Source organism: Ruegeria jejuensis, from assembly GCF_041537905.1.
Taxonomy (GTDB): Bacteria; Pseudomonadota; Alphaproteobacteria; order Rhodobacterales; family Rhodobacteraceae; genus Ruegeria_C.
The window spans coordinates 1-24055 of sequence record NZ_JBGRUO010000018.1; the positions used below are offsets into that span (position 1 = coordinate 1).

Here is a 24055-nt window from a genome sequence, read left to right on the forward strand (position 1 = left end):
ATGAACCGCGCTGCTTCAGCGCTGTGTTGTACGAAGGCCAGTTCCTGGTCTTATACGTCGTAGGGGACCAACTGCTCATAACATCCAGCTATCACGCTGGATTCACGAGATGAATCCCCTCAGGCGATTTGTGCAACAAAGCCCTGATGGAACCCGCATTGGCACGGGATCTAATACGGGTGTTTTACGCGTTTTGCGGTCGATGTCTTTAAGAGCCCGCTTGGCCGCCGGTTTGTCGGTTCCCTGGGCCGCCGCTGCGGGCAGCCCAAGGATATGTCTTGATCATCAATACTCAGAGCAAGAAATGGATCTCGGTCAGGTCCGTGGAGATGGTGCTTGCGAGCTCGATTTCGTTGTCCAGATAGGAGATCACCGTCGATCCACCCTGCTGGTTGATAGCGAGATCATCAAATTCGAGGCCGGTTCCATTGATACGGATGCGGTCCTCGACCAGATCGAAATCTGCAATCAGATCCGATCCGGTCGCAACGCCAAAGACGAAAATGTCGGCTCCGTTGCCGCCGGCCATCCGGTCGTCGCCGAGACCACCGATCATGCGGTCATCGCCGTCCTGACCACGCAAGATGTCATCACCTAGATTACCCCGCAGAGCGTCGTTGCCATCGCCGCCCTGCAAGTTGTCCCGACCCTGATTGCCAAACAGTTGATCATCACCTCCGTCACCGCGGAGGATATCGTCACCGGCGCGTCCCCGCAGGATGTCGTTGCCTTCGAGACCGTCAATCTCATTGCTGCCGCCATTGCCGCGCAGGACATCGTTATGGGCTGAGCCGATCAGGTTCTCGATGAAGGCATAGCTGTCCCCTGCCGCATCGCCGGTGTTAACAGCTGCATTGGCGAGGTCGGCGCGTAGGCCTGCCTCGGCGTTGCGATAGCTGGCCGCGTCAATGCCTGAGCCACCATGCAACAGATCGGCACCGGCACCGCCTTCCAGTTCGTCCTCGTCGCTGCCGCCGTAAAGGTCGTCATCGCCGCTGCCACCAATGAGCACATCATCTCCATCATGTGCAAACAGCCGGTCATCTCCACCGCCGCCGACCATGCTGTCGTCTCCGTCGCCACCGAACAGCGTATCCTCGCCGAGCCCGCCATCGAGATCATCGTCGCCGCCACGGCCGCTGAGGAAATCGTCGCCCGAACCACCAGAAAGCAGGTTGGCGCCATCGGTGCCATAAAACGTGTCGGCATAGAGCGATCCAGTTAGCCCCTCGATGCTGATCAGCGTGTCGGTGATCGCGCCGTTCACAACCTGCGGACCGCCGAGTGCAAGATCGACGGTATAGGTGAACCCACCAAGCGGCACGTTGTAAGACACGATATCAAAGCCTGCGCCGCCATTGAGGATGTTCTCTCCGCGGTTTCCGCGCAGCAGGTCATCGCCGTCGCCACCGACAATTCCATCATCGCCAAAGGCGCCGACAAGCGTGTCATTGCCGCCGCCACCGATCAGAACTGAGTTCGTATTGCTTGCACGAACAATGTCGTCGCCATCGCCCATGACCGCCATCTCGAAGTTCTCGACGGTTTCGGTGATCACACCGTTCGACGCAGTGCCGGTCTGCAGATGCACCGTCCAGTCTGCCGATGAGGCCGAGAAGTCGATCCGGTCAAACCCGTTGCCGCCGTCGAAATCGTCGGTTCCTGCGCCATTGAAGATGACGTCATCACCGGCTCCCCCGCGCACGATGTCGTCGCCTGAACCGTCGTAGATTTCGTCATTGCCCCATTGCCCATGCAGGTGATCATCGCCGGTTTCGCCACGCAGCGTATCGTGTCCGTGACCGCCGCGCAGGGTGTCATCACCCGAAGCACCATTGAGCGCGTCATGTCCAAACCCGCCATGCAGGCTGTCATCTCCAGCTCCACCCAGCAGCGCGTCGTTATCAATCCCGCCACTGAGGGTGTCATCATGGCTGCCACCGCTGAGATAGTCCCTGCCGCTGCCGCCCATGAGCATGTCATTGCCGCTGCCGCCGCTCAGGATGTCGTTGCCCTCGAAGCCCCAAATACTGTCGACCGAGCCGCCGCCGCGCAGGTCGTTGGACAATGCGTTGCCGCGAATCTCGTCGCCCCTGTTGGTGCCGACGGCATTCTCGATCCGCGCGCCGTAAGCGATGGCGATGTTGTCGGTCATCCCGTGGGTCGAGGAAAACGCACCCTCACGCAGGTCCAGCCGGACACCAAGCGCGTTGGTATCCCCGGACAGGTCTAGCCAGTCATCCGCCCCACCGGCATCCCAGATCGCATAGACCGGATCGTCATTCACGCTCCAGTCATGGATCGGGTCGTTAGCCAGGGTCGCGTTGTATCCGTAACGCGTGTTGCCCAGACGTGTCTCGTCGTTGATCCCGTAGACCTCCTGGACCACCTTGACGTCATGCAGCATCAGGCTATCAGCGTGGTTGCCGTTGAAGTCGGCCCCCGTATTGGTTTCGCTGAAATAGGACATGATCGTGTATTGCCGGGAGTCCTCGAAATACTCCGCCGAGTTGGCGTAGGTCGGGGACGGGATATCACCGGCGTCATAGTCGCCAGGGTGATCGAAGTTCAGCGCATGGCCGATCTCGTGCATCAAGATGCGGAACCCGCTTTCACCCGGATCGGCACCGTTCAGGATCTGGTTTGCAATACCGGGATAAAGCGTGTTGATGGTGATATCTCCATCGCGGCTGTTGCTCGGGTCATCGTCGGGATGCCGGCCATAAGCGACGCCCGGGGCTGGTACCTGAACCGGTTGCCCGTCGATCTCGACCGTCGGGCCAATGTCACGGGCCAGGAACTGAATTTGCCCCGCATGGCTGGTGCCCGCGTTGAAGAACGCCAGGTTCGACACGTCGGCCCATTGCTGCAGCGCGAGGGCCGCACCGTCACGCGCGTCGGCACCAAAGCCCTGATAGCTCTGCGCCGATAGCAGTCCAACCACATCCGCCCAGTCGTCGGGAAGGGTCTGCGGGAAGGAAAATGACACGACATGCAGATCACCGCCATTCTGGGGCCAGTAAATGCCGCCGCCCTCCCACTGGTCGGGTAGATCATCCAGATCAATTGACGGTTTGTTTCCTTGGAAAACAGGATCGGGTAGATTTGGAACGGTAGACATAACAATAACTCCTTGAAAATTCTGGCCCGGCACACCGCTCGGTGGGCAGTGAGCAAGTGGCGGTCAGCCTCTAACAGATGTCAGGTAAGCAGCACGTCACGGACCGGGGCCCGGGGGCCGAGCCCTTACAAGTTTGAATTTTTGAGACTTCGAGGGTGGCCGAAGCTCGCGACCGCAGCTCTGCTTCAGCCGTTCACCGGTCTGCGATACAACAGAACGACGTCCGTCACACTGACGCTTCCGCCGCTTTCTTCGTCAACCTTGAAGACAAACCGATTGGTGCCTGTGTGAAGCTGGCTGCCTCCGAGGACCTCGTGAACCGTCCTTGGTTCACTGCTTTTCATGGGGAGTGAGAGCACGGTCGCTTCATCTCCCGTTCCAAGCTTCTGCACCTCGACCTTCAGCTTCAGATCGGCTGCCCCGTCGGGGTCGGCGCGAAAGCACAACACCGGGCGGCTTGTCGAGGAATTCAGAATGATGTTGTCAGGTGGATTGAAGTCCACATGAGCTTCTTGCGTCTGAAAGAACGACAGCTTGAAGCCTGCATCGATAAGAACTGCGTAGTCGGAAAGAGTTGCGGACATAATATTTCTCCTCACAAAATTCTGGCACTTCAACGGATGGCAGCGGTCTAACACCGATACGAGAAAGCGGATTAAGATCGCCGTATCAGTCTGCCATCCGGCCAATGGCCAGCGCTTACCCCATCGCCAACAATTGCGATGCACCTCTCATCCTAAGGCGGTCGAACTGATACACATCGTGGAGTTATGTTGAGTCTTCACTCAACGTTGCCGCAACGTGGTTGCGCCTTTCGCTAACCGACTGGCTTATCTGCCACAGCCACCGCGACATGTTCTTCCGGATCAACCGATTTACGAAGACGGTTGAGCGCGCGGTCAAACCTGTCTCGTGCCCTTGCGTGGACAACGGGAAACCTGTCTGCATAGGCTTCAAGGTTGAACCGTGGGAAGCGTTTTGTAATCTCGCAAATGGTGGCATGAGCCGCTTCGGTTTTGCCCAGCATGGCCTGTGACAAGGCACAAAAACCGAGACTGGAGACATGTTCGAACCCGCGCTGCGATGCCGCTACCGACCTTTCGTAATCACCAAGGAAAAACGCAATCCGGGTTTCCACGATCCGATGATAACCGGGGAGCGCAGGATTAAGCGCCTGCGCCTGATCGAGCATTTCGCGGGCCGCGGTCAGATCGCCAAGAACAAGTGCAAGTGGCGTGCTTACCGCGATACAGGCATCGGCGTCCGACGAAACAGACTGCGCTGCTTGCCGCGTCGCTTCGACTGCGCGCTGCAGATCACCGTCACCGGCCCACTTTATGGCCACCAATGCCAGATTGGCTGGGTCGTGCGGTTCAAGGCGGTATGCCTGCTCGATCGCCTCACCCGCCTCGTCGAGCATCTCGGGGGAGGGGTCTGCAACGACATCATAGGCCCAGCGCAGCATGACCGATTTCATCGCCCAGCATCGGGCGAAACGCGGGTCCAACTCCAGCGAGCGACGAAAATGCTCGATTGAGCGCATTAGCCCCGTTTCATCGGGTTCAAGATTGATATCGCACCCCCTGATGAAATGCTCAAACGCGTTGAGGTCGTCGGGGGCGAGAACGGAGGCTGATTTGAACTGCGCTACGTGAAGCTCACCGTGCCAACCGACGAGCTTTGAAACAACCGATCTGACAATTTCATCGCGCGCTGCATTCAGGTTGGTCGCCGAGCGCTCCGCCTTGTCCGACCAAAGCGCTTGTCCCGATTTGCCATCCACCAACTGGAAACGCGCCCGAACGAAGCCACCGATAATATCGAGATTGCTTTCAAGCAGATAGTCAGCCTCAAGCGACTGCGCTATGGCCCGCGCATCCTGTTGCATGTCCACGGAAAATGACGACATGCGCGCAACCACGGCGATGTCACGATACCGCCCCAGCTCGTTGACGAGATCGGTTGCGATGGCCTCTGAGACTTGCGCGCAGTCCTGCGCCTGTTCTTTGACATAGGGCCTCAGAATGGCGAGAGTCACACGAGCCTCGCGCGGGGGCAGAAGCCCCGCCATGCCTGCTTCGCCTGTCTGTACGCCGCCCAGGAATTTGAACCCGCGACCGCGCAAGGTCTTGATGAAACTGGGGTTTTGTGCATCGTCGCCCAAGGCCACGCGCAGGTCGTGAATGTACTCTCGAACAAGGTCGGGCGTAACGTGCAACCCTGGCCAGACTTCTGCGAGCAGTTCTTCACGCGACACAATCTCGCCGGTGCGGGCAACGAGACATTCCAGAACCGCAGCGGCTTTGGGCGTTAGCGAAACGGAGACATCGCCTTTGATGAGGTAGTGTTTGTTTGGGTTGTAGATCCAATCCGGCATCGTACTTTTTTGCGCTTCACAATGCTGAAGCCTCACGCTCTTAAATCTCAAGCATACCATCAGATGAAAATGATTGCATTGAATCTCCCGCGCCGAGACGGTCTGTGCAAAGGGGAGAGAGGCGATAGTGATGGCGCCGTTGCGCTAATACTCAAAAAGCGCGCTGTCTCTATCGCCGCCCAGTTTGCCGATAATCGCTGTCACCGCAGGGTTTGAGCCTGAGCGAACTCAAACGATGTCGGGCGACGTGGAGCCCCCAAATCCCTTCTTCACCCACCGGGCTCTGGCCAAAGGGCCGCCCTTGCCCCTATGCCGCACCTGATGCAAACTTACGCATGGAGGAGGAATGTCTGTTGCACCGTGGGGTCTGCTGCCAAAAAGACCAGCGCGGCGATGTGTTTCGGGAGAAGTGAGTCATGACATCCAAGACCGCAGGTTCCACACCACCGGACGATCTTACGCCACAGCAGCCGGGCAGCCCCGCAGTAAATAAGGTGACGGCAGATGATATCACCGAGTCACTGAAGGCCGGGTTTTCCGACTTTCTGGCGCGCCCCGTCATGAGCGGCTTCTTCGGTCTGTTCTATGCGGTGTTCGGAATCCTGTTTGTTTGGTGCCTGTTCTGGCTCGGCAAGATCTGGATGGTCATTCCAGCCGCTATAGGCTTTCCGCTCGTCGCGCCTTTTGCTGCGGCCGGGCTTTATGAGATGTCCCGCCGGTTGCAGAAGGGAGAGAGCTTCGGTTGGTCTGAAATCCTCACTGTCATGGCCAAGCAACGCAAGCGTGAAATGGGCTGGTTAGCCTTTGTCACCCTGTTCATTTTGTGGGTGTGGTTCTACCAGTTTCGGACTTTGCTGGTGATCATCCTGAAAGATTCATCCTTTTCGGATTTGGACGGGTTTTTGAACACCGTGTTCTTCACATCGGAAGGCTGGATCTTCCTTGCTTTTGGCACCTGCGTCGGCGCGTTTCTGTCGGCAGTTCTCTTCTCGGTGACCGTCGTTGCCATGCCCATGCTGCTCGACCGGGAAGTTGATTTCATTTCTGCAATGTTGACATCCATTCGCGTCGTTTATGAAAACCCCGTGGTCATGCTCGTCTGGGCGGCGATTATCATTGTCACCATGCTGTTGTCGCTGGTTCCGGCGTTTCTGGGCCTGATTTTCACGCTGCCGATCCTTGGCCACACCACATGGCATCTCTATCAGCGGGCCGTGACCCCAGAGGAGGGGTGATCCCCGATACGTTTGGGTCGAGACTCCCCCCGCGTGCAGAACGCTCTTTATTGGATTGCCAATGATTTGCGAGGTCCGCCTTGGGCTCTGCGCCAACTTGCGACAGTGCGGCAAACCCATACAGGCGAGCGGATTTAGCATCGATCTGAAATTCTCAAGCCGAGCGCATAGGCCAGTGCTCCATCAGGGCTTCAAATGTAAATTTTTTTGACAGTTGATAAATAAATAATGTACGCTAAAGTTGCTTCTGCCGGAGACGTCTAGGCTTTTATTCAGAAAGGATTCGAAAGGATGGCCGCAGCATGAACATCATAGTGGTTCTCGTCGACAGCCTGAACAAGGATTGCCTTTCCGCTTACAATCCCGGCACATCCTGCCAAACACCAAATGTCGAAAAACTCGCGGCGCGCGGGCAGGTGTTCGAAGACCATTATGTCGGCAGCTTGCCCTGTATGCCTGCGCGGCGAGAAATCATGTCAGGGCGCAAGGAATTTCTCTGGCGACCCTGGGGCGGGATGGAGGTCTTTGACCCTCGAATGCCCAAGGAAATCGCCAAGGCCGGTTACAACACCGCCATGGTCACCGACCACTACCATTACTGGGAGGAAGAGGCGAACGGCTACATGCAGGGGTTCCAGAACCTGCAACTCGTGCGCGGGCACGAGGTGGATGGCTGGAAATTGCCCGATCCCCATGCCGAAGATCCGCCTTGGGTCAAGAACGTGATGAAATACCGCGCCGCCGAGCACATTCGCCAATACGCGGCCAATGTGAAGGACTTTAAAGGCGAGGAAGACTATTTCGCGCCCAAGGTATTCCAGGGCGCCATGGACTGGCTTGACGAGAATGCCAGCAAGGGGCCGTTCTTTCTGCAGGTGGAGTGTTTCGACGTGCACGAACCCTTCGAAGTGCCCGAACCCTACGCCTCGATGTATACCGAAGGCGACAAGAACGATTTCAACATTTGGCCGCCATATCAGGTCTATGCCGATCTTGAACGATTCATGGATGAAACCACGCCCGAAGAACTGGCATTCTTGCGCGCCCAGTACATGGGCAAGGTCACGATGATGGATACCTGGCTCGGCAAATTCATGGCCAAGATGGATGCGCTGGACCTCTGGGGGGATACCATGGTGGTATTTACCACCGATCACGGCCATGACCTGGGAGAGCGGCGCGCCTTCGGCAAACAGTTCCCGCATTATGACAGCCACGCCAATATTCCGATGATCGTCTGGCATCCGAAGGCGCCGGGCAATGGCCAACATGTCAGTGGGCTAACCCAGACAGTTGATCTGTTTGCTACGCTGATCGAAGCCGCCGGGGGTGAGGTTCCGGAGGGCAACCGTCATTCAAAGTCCATTCTGCCCATGATCAGCGACGGCGCTGACAGTCCGCATGACGCGCTGATCTACGGTACATTCGGTCAAGGGCTGTGTGTGACGGATGGCGAATACACGCTGTTCCGCGCACCGGTAGAAGGCAAACCGCTCTTTACCTATTCCACGGCAATCTTCCGTCCGCTGATTGTCGACAATCCAGTGGATGGCCGCGTCGGGCGACCACCCGAACCCCCTGCGGAACAGGGCATGTTTGACCCATCCGTCGATCTGCCGCTTTGGAAAACGCCGATCAGCATCGACCCGCGCACTTATGAGTGCTTTCTCTACAACCGCGCGCGCGATCCGGGTCAGACCGAAAACCTGTGGCACAGCGATGCCGGGCAAAGACACCGAATGCTACGACTGGCGCGCGATCTTATGGATCAGGAAGGCTATCCGGCGGAACAACTGGAACGGCTCGGCATGACCGATGCGGATCTCAGGGTTGCGTCATAGGCGGCAGCGCCTGCGGGCCTACCGACCGAACGCGGCCCTGCCGGCTGTTGCAAAATTTGGAATTGGTGTCGTCCGGCTCGTCTTCGCCCTGAGGATAGCCCCTGGGCACATTCTCGTTCAGCCTCGCTGGGCAAGCGGCCACCCGCCCGTCCGCCGAATGCCGGCGCATCGCTTTTGGCTGGTTTTACGACCGGGTGATCCGCGGGGCCCGTCCAGTTGCTGCCGGGACCCGGCGTCATCCGCCGGACCACGGCACCCGTTCGGCAGGATCAAAGCGCCTCCGCCTTGACCAGCGAATGCACGTCCTCGACCCGCGCCGTCTCCAGATCGCTTTCGGTTATGCCAAAGCGTTGGTTCATCAGGTCTTCGATCCCGTGTACCATCGCCAGCGCGTCCAACCCGTAATAGCGCATCAGATAGGGTCGCGACCCGCCATGGGCGTAGGTGTCTTTGAGCCCCAGCCTTACCAGCCGCTTGCCGACACCGGCATCAGCCATGGTTTCCGCCACCAGCGATCCGATGCCGCCTTCGGTCACATGGTTTTCCAGCGTTACAACGCCGTGTTTCACCGATCCGATGTGATCCAGCAGCGCCTTGTGGTCAAAAGGCTTGATCGTATGCAAATGTAGATGCCGGATCGACAGACCCGCACGTGACAGGGCCGAGCGGGCACGCATGGCTTCTTCGGTGCAGATACCAGCGGTCACGACAAGAATGTCGTCGCCTGTCGATAGCTCGCGCATCTCGCCGACCTTGATCGGCGTGTCGAACAGGCGCGGAACCGAGCCGCGCAGCACGCGACACCAGACCGGGCCATCGATACTGTCGGCGGCTTCACAGATGCTTTCCACCTCGGTGGCGTCACCGGTCTCCAGAATCGTCATGTTCGGAATGGACCGCATGACCGAGATATCCTCGATCGATTGGTGAGTCATTCCACCCGGAGTGGTGACGCCGGGGAGAAACCCCATGAGGCGAACCTTGCGGCGTGGATAGGCGATGGACGCCATCAGCTGATCATAGGGTCGCCGATACATGAACACGCCAAAGGTGTGGATGAAGGGCCGGAACCCGGCCAGGCCCAGACCACCGGCAAAGCTCATCATGTTCTGCTCGGCCATGCCAAGGCTCAGGAACTGATCGGGGTGCCGGTCACGGAACCCGTCCACCTCGCAGGACGAAGTCAGGTCCGCCGACAGGCACAGGATGTCAGGATTTCCGGCTGCGAATTTCTCGAAGGCCGAGGCGTAGGGGCGGGATACCATTTCTACCATGTCGCAGGCTCCTCAGTGCAGATAGTCGACGGGATCAACGCCAAGATCGGCGGCGATGGACTGGTTCATCCGGGCGCGTTCGTCTTCGGATTTGAAGCGCACGTAGTGCAGCCGGGGGAACCGCTCTTCGAGGATCGACATTGTGTGGAACGGGTTGGTGCGCGCGAGGATGATCAGGGGTTTGCCGTCATGCGGCTCGTTCACCGCATCGCGCATCGCACCAATATCGTGGCCGTCGATCTCGACGCAGGCGGCACCAAAGTTCAGGAACTTGGTGCGGATATCGCCCACCTCCATCACGCTGGACATAGCGCCGTCGCATTGCTGGTCATTCACGTCCATGATGGCAAACAAGTTGTCGATGCCGTGATAGGCGGCGGCTTGCACTGCCTCCCACGTCTGGCCCTCCTGCACCTCGCCATCGGACATGAACACCCAGGTGCGCCCGGAATCGCCACGTCGCTTGCGGCCATAGGCAAGCCCCGCGCCGGTCGACAGGCCGATGCCCAGCGTGCCGTTATGCACCTCCATGCCGGGGCTGTGTTCGGCCCCGATCATCTCCACGCTGGAGCCGTCCTTGTTGAACATCTCCAGCCCTTCGGGGGCCATCCGACCCACCTCGATAAGCGTGGCGTAGGCAACCAGAGCGTAATGGGCCGGTGCAATGAACAACCGGTCGAAATCTGGTGTTGCAGGCCCGTTATAGCCCGCGCCCGTGTGATAATCCGGATTCGATGGCGACGGGACACCCTCGAACGGTTTAGGGATCATGGGCAAAGTCGGAGCGCCCAGATTCAGTTCTTCATTATAAAGCCAGGCAAGTTGCTCTCCGGCCGAACAGGCCTGAGACAGATAGCCGCCATTGTTTCGCATGGAATGTTCAAAAACACGGCGCCTGATCCCAAGTGCGACCTCGTCGGTGGTCTTCTCATTGCGCATTGCGCGGGCCTCCTCGCTGAAATTCGTGGTTGTTCTGTCACGTATCATATGACATATTATTTTACAAATGTAAAAGTGAGTAATCAAAAATGACAAGCGCCGGGCGCCGTGACGCTCCCAAAATGACCGTTGCGCATTGGGGCGCCTATCATATCACCGAGGGGGATGAAGGCATCGACCTGCATCCGAACCCGGAAAACCCATCGCCCGCGCAGATCGGTGATGGCTGGCTTTCGGCGGCCACAGACAAAAAGGCCCGCATCCTGCAGCCTGCCATCCGCAAAGGCTGGCTTGACGGTGATGCGGGCCGCAACCGCTGCGATGATGCCTATATGCAAATGCCATGGGATGAAGTCCTGGACATTGCAGCGGGTGAAATAGCCCGCGTGTCCAAAGATCACGGGAATCAGGCGATTTTCGGCGGGTCTTATGGCTGGGCCAGCGCGGGCCGGTTCCATCACAGCCAGTCACAGCTGCGGCGGTTTCTGAACCTGACCGGCGGCTATGTGGCCGCGCGCGATACATATTCACATGCGGCGGCCGAAGTGATCCTGCCCTACATCACCGGCATGCCATTGAAGCAGCTCGAAGAAGGGCTGACCAGCTGGCCGCTGATCGCAGAGAACTGCTCGCTCATGCTGGCATTCGGCGGCATCTCGGGGCGGACGGCGCAGATCGCGTCGGGCGGCACCTGGTCGCATGAGGTTCAGGACTGGCTGCGCCATGCTGCCCGGAACCGGATGCGGACCATCTGCGTCTCACCGCTGGACACTGACTATGACACGGTGCCGGCAGAGACCTGGCTGCCGATCCGTCCCGGTTCGGATGTGGCGCTGATGCTGGCGCTGTCGCATGAGCTGATTCGCAATGGCTGGCAGGACGAAGCCTTTCTGGCGCGCTATACCCATGGCTATGGCCGGTTCCGCGCCTATGTGATGGGCGAGTCGGATGGTATCGCGAAATCTCCCGAATGGGCCGGGCCACTCTGCGATCTGGAACCTGCAGAGATTGCCGAACTGGCCGCCACGCTGTCGCGTGAAAAGGTGATGATCTCGGTCGCCTGGGGGCTGCAGCGCGCCGATCACGGCGAACAGACGGTCTGGGCGGCGCTGGCGCTGGCCTGTCTGTTGGGACAGATCGGCCAGCCCGGCACCGGCTTTGGCTTTGGCTACGGCTCGACCACGCCGCCGGGTCGGCCCCGACGGTTCATCCACTGGCCCTCGGTGCCGCAGGGCAACAACGCGGTGGCTGATTTCATTCCGGTCGCGCGGGTGGCGGATATGCTGCTGAACCCCGGTGGCAGCTATACCTATGACGGGCAGACCCGATCCTATCCTGACATTCGCCTCGTTTATTGGTGCGGTGGCAACCCGTTCCACCATCATCAGGACCTGCTGCGGCTGGAGCGCGCCTGGACACGGCCCGAAACCGTGATCGTGCAGGATCACAGCTGGACGGCAACCGCCAAACGGGCGGATATCGTGCTGCCCGCCACCACGCCGCTGGAACGCGAAGACCTGTTCCTGAACCGGCGCGACCCCAATCTGATCGCCATGCGGCAAGCACTGCAGCCGGTGGGCGACGGGCGGCACGACCATGACATCTTCTGCGGGCTCGCGACGCGGCTGGGTCTGGAACAGGCCTTTAGCGAAGGGCGCGACGCTGCGGGCTGGCAGGCCTGGCTTTGGGACGAATGCCGCAAGGTGGCGAGCCGCGAAGGAATCGACCTGCCGGAGTATGAGCGCTTTCTGGAGGCAGGGCATTTCGAGATTCCCGACAACCACGAGACCCGCATCCTGTTCCGCGACTTCATCGACAATCCAGAGGGCCAGCCACTGGCCACGCCAAGCGGTAAGATCGAACTCTACAGCGAGGCGATTGCCGCGATGGATCACGCCGATTGCCCCGGCCATCCGGCCTGGCTGGAACCGGCCGAGTGGCTGGGGGCCGCAGAGCCCGACCAATTGCACCTGATTTCCAACCAGCCTGCGACCCGCCTGCACAGTCAACTTGACAATGGTCTTGCGAGCCGCAGTCACAAGATCGAAGGCCGGGAACGCTGTCGCCTGCACCCGGCCAAAGCGGCCGCGCTCGGGCTGCGTGAGGGCGATGTGGTGCGGATATTCAACGACCGCGGGGCCTGTCTGGCGGCGGTGGAACTGTCAGATCATATGCGTCAGGATGTCGTGGTCCTCCCAACCGGGGCCTGGCTGGACCTTCAGGACACACCCGACGGGCGGCTGGACGTGCATGGCAATCCCAACGTCCTGACCATTGACAAGGGGGCGTCGGGATTGACGCAGGGCAATATCAGCCACACCGCACTGGTCCGGGTCGAGAAATGGGTTGCTCCGCTGCCGGATATCCGCGCCTTTGACCCGCCCCGGTTTGTACCGCGAACCGCGCAAGATACAGGAGGCTGAACATATGGAACAGCTATGGTTGGGCATCGACGCGGGGACCACCGCAATCAAGGCGGGCATATATCGGCCCGATGGGACGTGCGTTTCCACCGGTGCCTGCCCCAGCCCGGTGATCACCCCGCAGCCGGGCCAGTCGCAACAGGACATGGCGCAGGTTTGGGACGGAGTCTGCACCGCGATCAGAGCGGCGCTGGAGGGTGTCGATGCAAGCCGGATCGCCAGCATCGGGATCGCCGCACAGGGCGACGGGCTGTGGGCGCTGGACGAGGCTGGCACGCCGGTTGGTCCGGCGATCCTGTGGAACGACACCCGCGCCGCGCCGGTGCTGGAGGGTCTGAGCGCTGCCCAGCAATCCGTGATCAACCGCACCTGCAATACCTCCTTGTGGCCCGGCACATCAGGCACGATTTTCCGGTGGTTGATGGAGGCCGCGCCAGAGCAAGTCGCGCGGGTCCGGTATGTCATGCACTGCGCCGGATGGGTGGGCTATTGCCTGACCGGAGAGATGGCGGTGGATCATTCCGATGCAACCATCCCCTTCCTCGACCTCAACAGCCGCACATACTCGACCGATGCCATGGCTGCGCTCGGTGTCGGCCAGATCGAACAAGCGCTGTTGCCCGTCCGATCGGCGGAAACGCGGCTGGGCGGGATCAGCGCGGATGCAGCAGCGCTTACCGGCCTGATCGCGGATACGCCCGTGTCGGTGGGGACACTGGACCTCTCCGCCATGATCGTCGGCATGGGCATGGATCAGCCCGGCGATACGATGATGATCCTTGGCACCACGGCAGTGATCAACATCCTGACCGACAGGATTGCGCCCAGCGATGCCCCGGTCGGCGCGACGGTGCTGCACGCCAACGGCCAAGTCATGACCCGCGTTCTGGCCCCGACCACGGGCGCGGCGGCCTTTGACTGGTTCTGCGCCCTGCATCCGCAAACGCTTGGCGGAGAAACCCCTGCCGAGATCGCGGCCAAGCTGAACGCCCTGGCCGAAGCCGTGCCGCCGGGATCAAACGGCGTCACCTTCCTGCCCTATCTGAACGGCGAGCGTGCGCCCTTTGTCGAACCCGAGGCCAGCGGTGCGTTTTTTGGCCTGAAAGCCACCAGCACCAAGGCCGATATGGGCCGCGCGGTGATGGAGGGCGCAGCCTTCAGCCTGCGCCATTGCTATCTGGCCGAACGCGGGCACCTGCCCCGGACGCCGATCCGGCTGACCGGGGGCGGGGCGAAGAATGCGCTCTGGTGCCAGATCATTGCCGATGTGATGCAGACGCCGATCCAGGTCAGCGCCGCCTCGGATCACGGCCTTTGGGGCGCGGCGTGCCTGGGGGCTGCCGCGACCGGCAAGGGCAAGGCCTGCGCACTCGCACAGCGCGCGGAAGAGACCGTGACATATGACCCCGATCCCGAAACAGCGCAGCCCTATGACCACGCCTTCATTAGATACGCGGCGTTATCTGAGGCGTGCCAAACCCTCTGGGCCCAGCAAAAAGGCAAGGACCTGACATGACCAATATGATGAAAGCAGCGGTGTATCACGCGCTGGATGATATCCGCCTGGAAGAACGGCCAATCCCCGAGATCGGGCGTGATGAGATCCTGCTCAAGACACTGGCCTGCGGGCTTTGCGGTGGCGAGACGATGGCCTGGTACAAGAAGGCCGATCCGAAAGTCCTGGGACACGAGCCCATTGGTGAGGTGGTAGAGGTTGGCGTCGATGTGAGCGACTACAAGATCGGCGACCGACTGTTCATCAACCACCATGTGGGGCGCGTTGACAGCCACCTGTCCCGTCGCGGTCATTTCACCCGCGATCCGTTCTATGCCTCGATGAAGCTCGATCCCGGCGGCGTCTGCGAATACTATCGCGTCACCGCGCAGCATTTGCGCATGGATGCCCACAAGCTGCCCGACAACATCTCGACCGAGGCCGCCGTGACCATCGAACCATGGTCCTGCGTGCTGTCAGGCTTGAAGGTCTGCAACATCCAGCCCGGCGACACCGTGGCCGTTGTGGGTGCCGGGTTCATGGGCCAGGGTTTCGTACATCTCGCGCCGCTCTTTGGGGCGGGCAAGGTCATCGCACTGGATTTCTCGGACTGGCGTCTGGCGAAGGCCCGCGAATTCGGGGCGACCCATACGATCAACCCCAAGACCGAAGATGCCGTTGAAGCCCTGCGCGCGGCCAATAACGGCCGTCTGGCCGATACCGTGATCGTCATCGCGCCGTTTCCGCAAGCCTGGGCCGATGCCGAAGCGTTGGTCGAGGTGGGTGGCACGCTGCATCTGGGCGCGCCGCTGGCCCCCGGCACCGATTGGGTGCGCGAAGGAAGCCGTGCCTATTTCGACCAGATCACCATCACCTCGCGCTACAGTTCGGATCATACCGACACCTACAGCTATATCCGCCTGCTGGAAGCGGGTCGGATCAAGGCGGATGAGGCGATCTCGCACCGATTTGACATTTCCGACAGCGCCGAGGCGTTCGAGATGCTGCGTAAGGCAGAAAAGTCGCTGAAGATTGTGGTTTATCCCCACGGTATCCCGAAGGAGGCTGCCCATGCTTGAGGCGCTGAAAGAAGAGGTCTGCGAACAGAACCACGAATTGCCCGCAAACGGTCTGGTGGTGGGGTCGGGTGGCAATGTGTCTGGGCGCGACCCCGAAACGGGACTGGTCGTCATCAAACCCTCGGGCGTGAAGTTCAAAACGCTTACGCCTGAGACCATGGTGGTGGTGGACATGGACGGGAATGTGATCGAGGGCGACAGAAAGCCTTCGGTCGATACCGGTGTGCACCTCTATATCTATCGCCACCGCCCGGACGTGTTCGGCATCACCCACACCCATTCGCCCTATGCCACATCCTTTGCAGCGCGGGGCGAGCGGATACCGGCGGTGCTGACGCCGATCACCCATATCCTGGGCCGCGACGTGCCCTGTTCACGCTATGCCACACCCGGCGAGGTGGATACCGGACAGGCTGTGATCGAGGCGGCAGAGGGCGGGTACGCGGCGCTGGTACAAGCGCATGGTGTCTTCACCATGGGCAAATCGGCGAGCGAGGCCACCTCGATCGCCATGTATCTGGAAGAGGCTGCCATGACCACGCATCTGGCCATGTGCCGGGGTCCGGTCGAAGAGCTGTCGCAAGAGGAAATTGACCGCTGCTTCAACTGGTTCCGCAAGAACTATGGCCAATCCGGGCAAAAAAAAGTAAACGCGTAAGATGCGCCGCGACGATCCCAATCGCCAGAAAGACAAAGACGCTTTGCTCGCCAATGTGGCCCTGCTCTATTACGGCGAAGGCCTAACCCAGAGCGAGATTGCCAAGCGGATGGGGGTCTCGCGCCCCACCGTGGTGAACATGCTGCGCGACAGCCGGGATCGCGGAATTGTCGAGATCAGGGTTGGCGGCGATGTGCTGTCCGGATCGAACCTGTCCCGTGCCTTGTGCGATCGGTTCGGGTTGCAGGATGCCTATGTCGCCCGCTCGCGCGACGGGGCGCGGCAGGCGGCGCGGGCCGAGGTTCTGCCGCAGGTCGCGCGGGTGGCGGCGATGGCCATGTTGGACATCGTGCGCGCGGGCGATACGGTCGGGGTGGCCTGGGGCGAAACGATCAAGGCAACGTCGCTGGCGATGAGCCGCGGTGACCTGACTGACGTGACCGTGTGCCAAATGATCGGCTCGATGGTGTCGGACCGGGTGCCGACATCAGAAGATTGCGCCATCCGAATCGCCAACTGCCTGAATGCCGAGTGTTTTACCCTGCACGCGCCAGCGGTGCTGTCCTCGGTCGCGCTGGCTCATCAGCTGAAATCCGAACCGACCATTGCTGCGCAGCTGGACCGGCTGCGGGGGCTGGACGTGGCGGTGTTCTCGGTCGGCAATACGCGCAGCGACACCCATCTGTTGGCTGCCGGGATCGCAGATCGCGATGAGCTGTCTCAGGCGGTTGCGGCGGGGGCCCAAGGCATCCTCTGCGGTCGCTATATCGACCATGAGGGCCAAGGCATGGGCTTGCCGCCCGAAGACCGGCTGATTGCCATAGAAATAGCGCAGTTGCGCGCGGCGGATCGCAAGTTTCTCGTCGCCGCCGGTGAGGACCGGTTGGACGCCGTCATGGCGGCGCTGCGCGGCGGATTGGTCACCCATCTTTGCGTCGATGACGCGCTCGGCGAACGGCTGCTAGAACAGGGCTGACCAAGCTGATCTTTGCAAGAACGTATCGAAGCGGACACCCGCCGGCGGAGTATTCGTGAGCGTCGCTTGATCTGCCTTATGACAAAACATTTGACAATTGTAAAATCCAAGCACTACAATTGATCCAACCGCCCGACCAAGGAGAATTGGGCGCCAGAGTGCTGATATCCAAAGGGAGGATACGATGTCGAATTCCAAGGTAAGCTATGTGTCCAGACGCAACATCCTGAAGGGAGGAGTCGCCGCAAGCGCCGCTCTGGCCGCGCCGAGCTTTTTTGTTGGCAAAGCCCATGCTGCAACCGAAAAGCTGAAGATCGGCATCATCCCCGCCTATTCCTTTGGCATCTACTGGCTGATCCAGGACCAGGGTTTTGCTCCCGGTGTCGAGATGGAGTTCAGCGTCTTCCCCTCCGGCCCGCCCGCGATCGAGGCGATGGTCGGCGGGTCGGTCGATGCGATCACCGTCGGTTCGGTCCCGCCACTTGCGGCAATGGCCCGCAAGGTGGCCGATTTCCGCGAAATCTCGATCTGCGGCGATGCCTCGGGGCTGTTCACCATCGTCGGCGCGCCGGGTCTTTCGTCACTCGCCGATCTGGAAGGCAAGCGGATCGCCGTGACATCGGGATCGAATTTCGACTTCTTCCTCGGTGTCGCGCTGGAGCAAGCCGGACTGGCAGATATGGACCTCAAACGCATCAACATGGAGCCCATTGATGCGCAGGCCGCGCTGATCGCGGGCGCGGTTGATGCGACGGTGCCGCTGGCGACCTCGCGGGAGTTGATCTTTGACAAGTTGCCGGGGGCCAGCATGCTGGTGGACGGGGCAAAGATGCCGCTTGATGCCCGCCCGTCGATCATGGATGTGTTCATGACCATCCAGCAGACAATGGACGCCAAACAAGACGCGTTGATCGAGGTGGTTTCGGCCTTCCACAATCAGGGTGTGGACATGCTGCGCAACGACAATGACGCGGTGGTGCAGCGCATGATCGCCTGGCAGGAAAGCGTCGGTCGCGCCGGTGTGACCGCCGAAGAGGTCGAACCGCTGCTGAACGGGTACTTCTATTTCGATACGCAAGAGATCAAGGATATCTATGCGCAAGGCGTGCTCTACAATGCGCTGGCGGTGCAGTCCGAGTTTCTGGTCGCGAATGACCGCATCCCGAGCCTGCCGGATCTCGATGCCCTGATCAGCGACCAGATTGTTAGCAGACTCTGATATGGCCTTGCTGAATCTAATGACCTCAAGGCGCCTTTGGCTGGGCGCCTTGTCGGTGGCACTGGTGTTCGCGGTCTACATCTGGATCACCAATCTGCCCGACAACAACCCCGCCCTGCTTCCACCGATTTCGGACATCGTGAAGTCGTTCTTCACTAATCTCGAATCCGGTAGCCTGATCACCGCGCTTGGGGCCAGCCTGTTCCGCATCTTCATGGGGTTTTTCATCGGCACCACAGCGGCGCTGATCGTGGGCTGCCTGGTGGGCTGGTACAAGACCATTGAATATTTGGTCGACCCGCTGATCGAGGCGCTGCGCCCGATCCCGCCCCTGGCCTATATCCCGATCATCATCATCTGGTTCGGGATCGAGGAATTCAGCCGCGTGCTGATCATCTCAATCGCCTGTTTCATGGTGTGCGTGGTCAACGTGATCGCCGGGATGAAGAACGTGCCGCAGGTCTATGTGGATGCGGCCTCGACGATGGGGGCCAGCCGGTTTCAGGTGTTTCGCACGGTTGCGGTTCCTGCGGCCACACCGTTCATCATCACCGGCTACCGCATCGCGCTGGGTGCTGCCTGGACAACGCTGGTGGCCTCTGAGCTGTTGGCCGCACAAAACGGCCTTGGTTTCCTGTTGCAGGAAGGACGGCGCTATTTCCTGACCGATCAGGTGATGATGGTGATCGTCATCATCGGCACCTGCGCGTTCATCATGGACAGAATCTTCCGCCGAATTCAGGCACATCTCATGCAATGGTCGGAGGCGCGGGAATAATGCCCGAGATTAAAGTCGACAATCTGACTCACACTTTCGGCAAGGGCGGGCCAGCTGCGCTGACCGTTCTCGAAGGGATCGACCTCACCTTTGAATCGGGCAGTTTCAACTCGATCATCGGCACGTCAGGCTGTGGCAAATCCACGCTGCTGAAAATGATGGCCGGGCTGTTTGATCCCTCCGATGGGCAGATGACCCTGGATGGCGAGATCATCCAGGGCACCAATCGACGCCGGGGCATGGTGTTCCAGCAGGATGCGGTGTTTCCCTGGATGACCGTGTCCAAGAACATCTCATACGGGCCGCGCCTGCGTGGGGCGTCCAAGGCGGAACAGGCCGAGATTGAAGCGAAGTGGACCGAGATGGTCGGCCTCAAGGGTTTCGAGGATCGCTGGCCGCGCGAATTGTCCGGCGGGATGCGCAAACGTGTCGACATCGGACGGGTCTATGCCAACGACCCGGATGTGCTGCTGATGGACGAACCCTTTGGTGCGCTGGATGCCCAGACCAAGGAACGGATGCAGTCAGATCTGCTGGAGACCTGGAGCCAGACCAAGAAAACCGTTGTCTTCGTGACCCACGACATCGAAGAAGCGATCTTTCTGTCCGACAAGATCGTGGTGATGTCCGCGCGTCCCGGCCGTATTCATCATATCGAAGAGGTCGCCCTGCCACGTCCCAGAACGGACGAAATGCGCCTGACTGAGGAGTTTCTGGCCATCAAACGCAGGCTTTGGGGCATGTTGGATCACTAGGCACGGTGGCCTTGTGCGGGTTCGTGCGCTGGCTACGGGCAATTCTCGATACTTAGTAGATCAAGCTGACTACCGGTTGGAAATCCCAAATAATGCTGGCGCGACGACCAACGATGGCCCGTCCCTGTACACCGCCGCGTGCTCACGAAGCTTCGGCGCGTTGATCAGCCAGAAAAGACGCGCATGAAAAGCAGTGGCCCGCCTAAGCGCGACCATTGATGCAGGCTTGGGGACATGTCGGCGTGGATGCAACCGTGTCAGACGCTATTTCTTGTCCAGCACGTTTTCTTTGAACGCGGTTTCGAAATCGGCCTGTTTTTGTGGGCTGGCCTCGGTCTGGTAGGTCGATTTCCACTCGTCCATTGTCATGCCGTAGAAAATCTCGCGCGCTTCGCTCTTGTCCATCTCGATGCCTTTTTCATTGGCCGCTTCCTGATACCAGCGGCTCAGGCAGTTGCGGCAGAATCCGGCGAGGTTCATCAGGTCGATGTTCTGGACGTCGGTGCGGTCTTGCATCAGGTGCTGCTGCAGGCGGCGAAAGGCGGCGGCCTGAAGCTCGATTTCGGTTTGAGGGTCCATTGTCGCGCTCCGGGGTTGCGAGAGGTTGTCTTGCAGTAACATCACAGGTTGGATGGGAAAACAAACGCTTGATGGCGTCGGGCTGTGCCGTCTGCTCAGGCGAGTTTCAGGGCCAGCCAAGGTGTCAGGCAGAAGATCAGCGTCAGAATTTTGTAGTTCGCCAGATAGGTGAAATAGGCCTTTCGCACTTCGGCGGGGGACATGTCGAACATTCTGCCGTGAATTCCAGCGACCCAGTCTTTCAGGACGATGATCATGATCGTGCTGAACCCGAGAATCGCCAAGTTGAGGAGCGTTATCCACCCGAAAACGGTGGTGAGCATATCCTGTGTCATCGGCACCTCCATTGCCTTGGAGATGGGGGGTAAGCGGTGCGTGCGCAATAAACGGCGCGCTGATTGCGCGCCTTCCAGACACTATGTCACAGGCTGCTTTGCGCCAGTGCGTCCTGCAGGATCACGGCCAGCCGTTCGGCCCAGGCGCGCTGCCCGGCATGGTCGGCGATCAGGTCGTTGCGCAGCTCGATCAGGGCGTTGGGGCGATGATGCCCGGTGCAATGCTGATCGATGGAATCCCCCGGCAGCACGCCGGTATACGGCTCGTTCACGCCGACACAGAGATCGCCTTCGGCCTCCAGCCGGTTGACCAGAGGGCGCGAGAACCGCTCATCGGGGGTGTGCAGCACGCCCGCATGCCAAGGCCGGGGCGCGTGCCCGCGCAATTGCCGGGTGAAGGAATGCATCGCGATCACCACCATATGGGGCAGCGACGCAAGCCGTTCATAGGCATCATGATACGGGCGATAGCACATATTCAGCCGTCGCTCGCGTTCCTCTGCTCCTGCATTGCGGTTGGCGGGGATGACCGAGCCGTCATAAAGTTTCATCAACAATGTGGGATCGTCCTCGCCCCGGTTGGGGTCGATGGCCAGGCGCGAGAAATTGGCGGCGATCACCGGGGCGTTCAGCAGCTCTCCCAGATGTTTCGACACTTCATAGGCGCCAACATCATAGGCGATGTGGCGTTCCATATCCTCGCGCGGCAGGCCCAGATCACCACCATTGATCGCGGGCGGCACCATGTTGGTAGCGTGATCGCAGGTGATCAGCCAGCGCCCGGGGCGATCCTCACCATGAATGAAAAACGGGGAATATGTCATCAGCCTGTCATCTTCTTTGCCGCACCTCTAGGACAGTTGCCTGCAAAAGGGAATTGGGTCATAAGCGGCGCAAGTGATGTTTGCGGTAACATCCGGAATGGCAGGAGGGCAAGACGATGCGACGTCTGAGAAATGTGAAAATCGTGGCAACGCTGGGACCGGCGTCAGAGACTTATGAGACGATCCGGGCCTTGCACGAGGCGGGCGCGGATGTGTTCCGGCTGAACATGAGCCACGGCTCCCACGATGAGATTCGCCAGAAGCACAGCATCATCCGAAAGATCGAGCAGGATCTGGACAGCCCGATTGCAATTCTGGCCGATCTGCAGGGTCCCAAGCTGCGTGTCGGTGTATTTGCCAATGACGCCGAGGAACTGGTCGAGGGCGCGGCGTTCCGGCTGGACCTGGATGATACTCCGGGGGATGCTGCCCGGGTCTGCCTGCCGCATCCAGAGATATTTCAAGCGCTGGAACCCGGTGCGCGGCTTTTGGTCAATGACGGCAAGATCCGCCTGACCGTGCAGGAGTGCGGCCCTGATTTCGCCAATACGACCGTCGAGACGGGTGGTACGATCTCCAACCGCAAGGGTGTGAACGTGCCCGACGTGGTGCTGCCGCTGGCTGCCTTGTCCGAGAAGGACCGCAAGGATCTGGAATTTGTCTGCGATCTGGGTGTGGACTGGCTGGCGCTGAGCTTTGTGCAGCGGGCCAAGGACGTGTTCGAGGCGCGCGCGCTCGCCGATGGCCGCGCCGCGATCCTCAGCAAGATCGAGAAACCGGCGGCGATCGAGGCATTTGACGACATCCTTGATGCCTCGGACGGGATCATGGTGGCGCGGGGCGATCTGGGCGTGGAATTGCCAGTCTCTGCCGTGCCGCCGATCCAGAAGCGTCTGGTGCGCAAATGCCGGGCTGCGGCCAAGCCGGTGATCGTGGCGACCCAGATGCTGGAAAGCATGATCGAAAGCCCGATGCCAACCCGGGCCGAGGTCTCGGATGTGGCCACGGCGATCTATGAGGGCACAGACGCCATCATGCTGAGCGCCGAATCCGCTGCCGGGTCCTATCCGGTGGAATCGGTCAGCACCATGAACAAGGTGGCCATCGAGGTCGAGGCCGACCCGACCTATACACAGATCATCGCGGCGTCCCGGTCGGCTGCCGGCACGACCGTTGCAGACGGTATCGTCGCCGCCGCCCGCGAGATTGCGGAAAAGACAGAGATCAAGGCGATCTGCTGTTTTACCCAAAGCGGCACAACGGGCCTGCTGACGGCGCGCGAGCGTCCCGGCATCCCGATCATCGCCATGACCTCGGTGTTGGACACGGCGCGGCGGCTCTGCCTGTCCTGGGGCTGCAACTGCGTCATCACACCGGAACTGGAGCGGTTCAAGGGCGCCGTCGTTGCCGCCGCGCGCGCTGCGCGCTCAGGCGGGTTTGCTGCCGAAGCCGACCAGATCGTGGTCACTGCAGGCGTTCCTTTCAACGTGCCCGGCAGCACCAACATCCTGCGCATCGCCCCCTGCGACGAGCGGTTGATCTACAATATGGATCCGGGGTAAGACCGCGCGCCGTTCGGTCAGACGCCGCGCGACCTCACCGTTTGTTGGTGCCCGGCGCTTGCCTGATGTTGTCCGGGCTCGTTGGGTTGGATCGCAATGATGCTTGGCATTTGCGGGCGAACGTTCATTTCCGGGCGGCTTTTCTGCGGCGTGCGGTCATCGCGCGCCCGTCTCGGATGCTGAGACCCATCAAGGTGAGGTTGATTGCACCTGCGCACAGCTCGATGATCTGCACGATGTAAAAGCCCGCGTCGAAAGACCCCGCATTTGCCTTGGCGCTCAGGTAAAATGCTGCCGGGACGAGGACGAGCAGACCATTTGCGGCAATGATCGGCATGCGCTTTTTCTTGGCAAGCGCCGGCGCGTCCTTGCGCCGCTTTCCAATCGACATGCCGGTGGCACCGACAAGTGCCATGGCGGGGACGAGGATCAAAAGGCCCCTCACAATCATGGACTTGACCATGGCGACTGTCTCATAGGTTCCGAACACTTCGCTGTAGATCGTCGAGGTCCAGAAGATGAGGATCGTCAGAAATCCGACTGTTCCGGCGATGGGATGGATTGCTCTCAACATGTGATGGCTCC

The 24055-nt window shown here is 60.2% G+C and carries 21 protein-coding genes; 11 read left to right on the top strand and 10 right to left on the bottom strand.

What is annotated here, in order from left to right; all coding sequences use genetic code 11:
- Nucleotides 1-292 precede the first annotated feature (292 nt).
- The 3 genes from AB1E34_RS18410 to AB1E34_RS18420 form a co-directional block, all read right to left on the bottom strand.
- Nucleotides 293-3121, bottom strand: a complete 2829-nt coding sequence (locus AB1E34_RS18410) for a M10 family metallopeptidase C-terminal domain-containing protein (RefSeq protein WP_372573780.1) — start codon at nucleotides 3119-3121, stop codon at nucleotides 293-295.
- A gap of 185 nt (nucleotides 3122-3306) precedes the next feature.
- On the bottom strand, nucleotides 3307-3705 hold the full coding sequence (locus AB1E34_RS18415) for a hypothetical protein (RefSeq protein WP_372573781.1): 399 nt from the start codon (nucleotides 3703-3705) through the stop codon (nucleotides 3307-3309).
- 233 nt (nucleotides 3706-3938) lie between these two features.
- On the bottom strand, nucleotides 3939-5498 hold the full coding sequence (locus AB1E34_RS18420) for a winged helix-turn-helix domain-containing tetratricopeptide repeat protein (RefSeq protein WP_372573782.1): 1560 nt from the start codon (nucleotides 5496-5498) through the stop codon (nucleotides 3939-3941).
- Nucleotides 5499-5914: 416 nt separating this feature from the next.
- On the opposite strand from AB1E34_RS18420, the gene AB1E34_RS18425 reads away from it, so the two are divergent.
- Together AB1E34_RS18425 and AB1E34_RS18430 are read left to right on the top strand one after the other, a co-directional pair.
- Nucleotides 5915-6733, top strand: a complete 819-nt coding sequence (locus AB1E34_RS18425; RefSeq protein WP_372573783.1) for a DUF2189 domain-containing protein — start codon at nucleotides 5915-5917, stop codon at nucleotides 6731-6733.
- A 302-nt stretch (nucleotides 6734-7035) separates the two neighbouring features.
- Nucleotides 7036-8574 (top strand): sulfatase, encoded by a 1539-nt coding sequence (locus tag AB1E34_RS18430; protein WP_372573784.1) that lies wholly within the window; start codon nucleotides 7036-7038, stop codon nucleotides 8572-8574.
- Here the strand turns inward: AB1E34_RS18430 and AB1E34_RS18435 are convergent.
- From AB1E34_RS18435 to AB1E34_RS18445, 3 genes are read right to left on the bottom strand one after another with little or no spacing between them, the layout of a single operon-like run.
- Complete coding sequence (locus AB1E34_RS18435; protein ID WP_372573785.1) at nucleotides 8511-8813, bottom strand: SUMF1/EgtB/PvdO family nonheme iron enzyme; 303 nt, start codon at nucleotides 8811-8813, stop codon at nucleotides 8511-8513. The two genes, AB1E34_RS18430 and AB1E34_RS18435, sit on opposite strands and share 64 nt — an antisense overlap.
- A gap of 30 nt (nucleotides 8814-8843) precedes the next feature.
- Complete coding sequence (locus tag AB1E34_RS18440) at nucleotides 8844-9848, bottom strand: transketolase family protein (protein WP_372573786.1); 1005 nt, start codon at nucleotides 9846-9848, stop codon at nucleotides 8844-8846.
- Nucleotides 9849-9860: 12 nt separating this feature from the next.
- Complete coding sequence (locus AB1E34_RS18445; protein WP_372573787.1) at nucleotides 9861-10787, bottom strand: transketolase; 927 nt, start codon at nucleotides 10785-10787, stop codon at nucleotides 9861-9863.
- A gap of 122 nt (nucleotides 10788-10909) precedes the next feature.
- On the opposite strand from AB1E34_RS18445, the gene AB1E34_RS18450 reads away from it, so the two are divergent.
- The 8 genes from AB1E34_RS18450 (at nucleotide 10910) to AB1E34_RS18485 (ending at nucleotide 20170) form a co-directional block, all read left to right on the top strand.
- Nucleotides 10910-13210: a molybdopterin-dependent oxidoreductase gene (locus tag AB1E34_RS18450; protein WP_372573788.1), complete on the top strand. Its 2301-nt coding sequence runs from the start codon at nucleotides 10910-10912 to the stop codon at nucleotides 13208-13210.
- A 4-nt stretch (nucleotides 13211-13214) separates the two neighbouring features.
- The gene (locus tag AB1E34_RS18455) at nucleotides 13215-14726 is read left to right on the top strand and encodes a xylulokinase (RefSeq protein ID WP_372573789.1); all 1512 of its coding nucleotides are present in this window, start codon (nucleotides 13215-13217) and stop codon (nucleotides 14724-14726) included.
- A complete protein-coding gene (locus AB1E34_RS18460; protein ID WP_372573790.1) occupies nucleotides 14723-15784 on the top strand; it encodes a zinc-binding dehydrogenase in 1062 nt (353 codons plus the stop codon). Before AB1E34_RS18455 ends, AB1E34_RS18460 begins: the two co-directional genes overlap by 4 nt.
- Nucleotides 15777-16442: a class II aldolase/adducin family protein gene (locus AB1E34_RS18465; RefSeq protein ID WP_372573791.1), complete on the top strand. Its 666-nt coding sequence runs from the start codon at nucleotides 15777-15779 to the stop codon at nucleotides 16440-16442. The genes AB1E34_RS18460 and AB1E34_RS18465 overlap by 8 nt, the downstream gene beginning before the upstream one ends.
- Before the next feature lies 1 nt (nucleotide 16443).
- Complete coding sequence (locus tag AB1E34_RS18470) at nucleotides 16444-17418, top strand: sugar-binding transcriptional regulator (protein ID WP_372573792.1); 975 nt, start codon at nucleotides 16444-16446, stop codon at nucleotides 17416-17418.
- Between the two features lie 184 nt (nucleotides 17419-17602).
- Nucleotides 17603-18637 (top strand): ABC transporter substrate-binding protein, encoded by a 1035-nt coding sequence (locus AB1E34_RS18475; RefSeq protein ID WP_372573793.1) that lies wholly within the window; start codon nucleotides 17603-17605, stop codon nucleotides 18635-18637.
- A gap of 19 nt (nucleotides 18638-18656) precedes the next feature.
- Nucleotides 18657-19415 carry an ABC transporter permease gene (locus AB1E34_RS18480; protein WP_372573794.1) on the top strand — a complete coding sequence of 253 codons (759 nt, stop codon included), beginning with the start codon at nucleotides 18657-18659 and terminating at the stop codon, nucleotides 19413-19415.
- Nucleotides 19415-20170, top strand: a complete 756-nt coding sequence (locus tag AB1E34_RS18485; RefSeq protein ID WP_372573795.1) for an ABC transporter ATP-binding protein — start codon at nucleotides 19415-19417, stop codon at nucleotides 20168-20170. The genes AB1E34_RS18480 and AB1E34_RS18485 overlap by 1 nt, the downstream gene beginning before the upstream one ends.
- A gap of 264 nt (nucleotides 20171-20434) precedes the next feature.
- On the opposite strand, the gene AB1E34_RS18490 is transcribed toward AB1E34_RS18485, so the two are convergent.
- The 3 genes from AB1E34_RS18490 to AB1E34_RS18500 form a co-directional block, all read right to left on the bottom strand.
- Entirely contained in the window at nucleotides 20435-20749 is a 315-nt protein-coding gene (locus AB1E34_RS18490; RefSeq protein WP_372573796.1) for a DUF1244 domain-containing protein, read from the bottom strand.
- Nucleotides 20750-20844: 95 nt separating this feature from the next.
- A complete protein-coding gene (locus tag AB1E34_RS18495; protein WP_372573797.1) occupies nucleotides 20845-21084 on the bottom strand; it encodes a DUF6868 family protein in 240 nt (79 codons plus the stop codon).
- A gap of 86 nt (nucleotides 21085-21170) precedes the next feature.
- Entirely contained in the window at nucleotides 21171-21908 is a 738-nt protein-coding gene (locus tag AB1E34_RS18500; protein WP_372573798.1) for an N-formylglutamate amidohydrolase, read from the bottom strand.
- Nucleotides 21909-22024: 116 nt separating this feature from the next.
- Between AB1E34_RS18500 and pyk the strand changes: the two genes are divergently transcribed.
- Nucleotides 22025-23470 (top strand): pyruvate kinase, encoded by a 1446-nt coding sequence (pyk, locus tag AB1E34_RS18505; protein WP_372573799.1) that lies wholly within the window; start codon nucleotides 22025-22027, stop codon nucleotides 23468-23470.
- Nucleotides 23471-23594: 124 nt separating this feature from the next.
- Here the strand turns inward: pyk and AB1E34_RS18510 are convergent, their stop codons facing one another.
- Nucleotides 23595-24044, bottom strand: a complete 450-nt coding sequence (locus AB1E34_RS18510) for a hypothetical protein (protein ID WP_372573800.1) — start codon at nucleotides 24042-24044, stop codon at nucleotides 23595-23597.
- Between the last annotated feature and the right edge of the window lie 11 nt (nucleotides 24045-24055).

Excerpts from the sequence above, each read along its gene's own strand:
- AB1E34_RS18410 (WP_372573780.1), bottom strand. The coding sequence starts at position 3,121 with ATGTCTACCGTTCCAAATCTACCCGATCCTGTTTTCCAAGGAAACAAA.
- AB1E34_RS18415 (WP_372573781.1), bottom strand. The coding sequence starts at position 3,705 with ATGTCCGCAACTCTTTCCGACTACGCAGTTCTTATCGATGCAGGCTTC.
- AB1E34_RS18420 (WP_372573782.1), bottom strand. The coding sequence starts at position 5,498 with ATGCCGGATTGGATCTACAACCCAAACAAACACTACCTCATCAAAGGC.
- AB1E34_RS18425 (WP_372573783.1), top strand. The coding sequence starts at position 5,915 with ATGACATCCAAGACCGCAGGTTCCACACCACCGGACGATCTTACGCCA.
- AB1E34_RS18430 (WP_372573784.1), top strand. The coding sequence starts at position 7,036 with ATGAACATCATAGTGGTTCTCGTCGACAGCCTGAACAAGGATTGCCTT.
- AB1E34_RS18435 (WP_372573785.1), bottom strand. The coding sequence starts at position 8,813 with ATGACGCCGGGTCCCGGCAGCAACTGGACGGGCCCCGCGGATCACCCG.
- AB1E34_RS18440 (WP_372573786.1), bottom strand. The coding sequence starts at position 9,848 with ATGGTAGAAATGGTATCCCGCCCCTACGCCTCGGCCTTCGAGAAATTC.
- AB1E34_RS18445 (WP_372573787.1), bottom strand. The coding sequence starts at position 10,787 with ATGCGCAATGAGAAGACCACCGACGAGGTCGCACTTGGGATCAGGCGC.
- AB1E34_RS18450 (WP_372573788.1), top strand. The coding sequence starts at position 10,910 with ATGACCGTTGCGCATTGGGGCGCCTATCATATCACCGAGGGGGATGAA.
- AB1E34_RS18455 (WP_372573789.1), top strand. The coding sequence starts at position 13,215 with ATGGAACAGCTATGGTTGGGCATCGACGCGGGGACCACCGCAATCAAG.
- AB1E34_RS18460 (WP_372573790.1), top strand. The coding sequence starts at position 14,723 with ATGACCAATATGATGAAAGCAGCGGTGTATCACGCGCTGGATGATATC.
- AB1E34_RS18465 (WP_372573791.1), top strand. The coding sequence starts at position 15,777 with ATGCTTGAGGCGCTGAAAGAAGAGGTCTGCGAACAGAACCACGAATTG.
- AB1E34_RS18470 (WP_372573792.1), top strand. The coding sequence starts at position 16,444 with ATGCGCCGCGACGATCCCAATCGCCAGAAAGACAAAGACGCTTTGCTC.
- AB1E34_RS18475 (WP_372573793.1), top strand. The coding sequence starts at position 17,603 with ATGTCGAATTCCAAGGTAAGCTATGTGTCCAGACGCAACATCCTGAAG.
- AB1E34_RS18480 (WP_372573794.1), top strand. The coding sequence starts at position 18,657 with ATGACCTCAAGGCGCCTTTGGCTGGGCGCCTTGTCGGTGGCACTGGTG.
- AB1E34_RS18485 (WP_372573795.1), top strand. The coding sequence starts at position 19,415 with ATGCCCGAGATTAAAGTCGACAATCTGACTCACACTTTCGGCAAGGGC.
- AB1E34_RS18490 (WP_372573796.1), bottom strand. The coding sequence starts at position 20,749 with ATGGACCCTCAAACCGAAATCGAGCTTCAGGCCGCCGCCTTTCGCCGC.
- AB1E34_RS18495 (WP_372573797.1), bottom strand. The coding sequence starts at position 21,084 with ATGACACAGGATATGCTCACCACCGTTTTCGGGTGGATAACGCTCCTC.
- AB1E34_RS18500 (WP_372573798.1), bottom strand. The coding sequence starts at position 21,908 with ATGACATATTCCCCGTTTTTCATTCATGGTGAGGATCGCCCCGGGCGC.
- pyk (WP_372573799.1), top strand. The coding sequence starts at position 22,025 with ATGCGACGTCTGAGAAATGTGAAAATCGTGGCAACGCTGGGACCGGCG.
- AB1E34_RS18510 (WP_372573800.1), bottom strand. The coding sequence starts at position 24,044 with ATGTTGAGAGCAATCCATCCCATCGCCGGAACAGTCGGATTTCTGACG.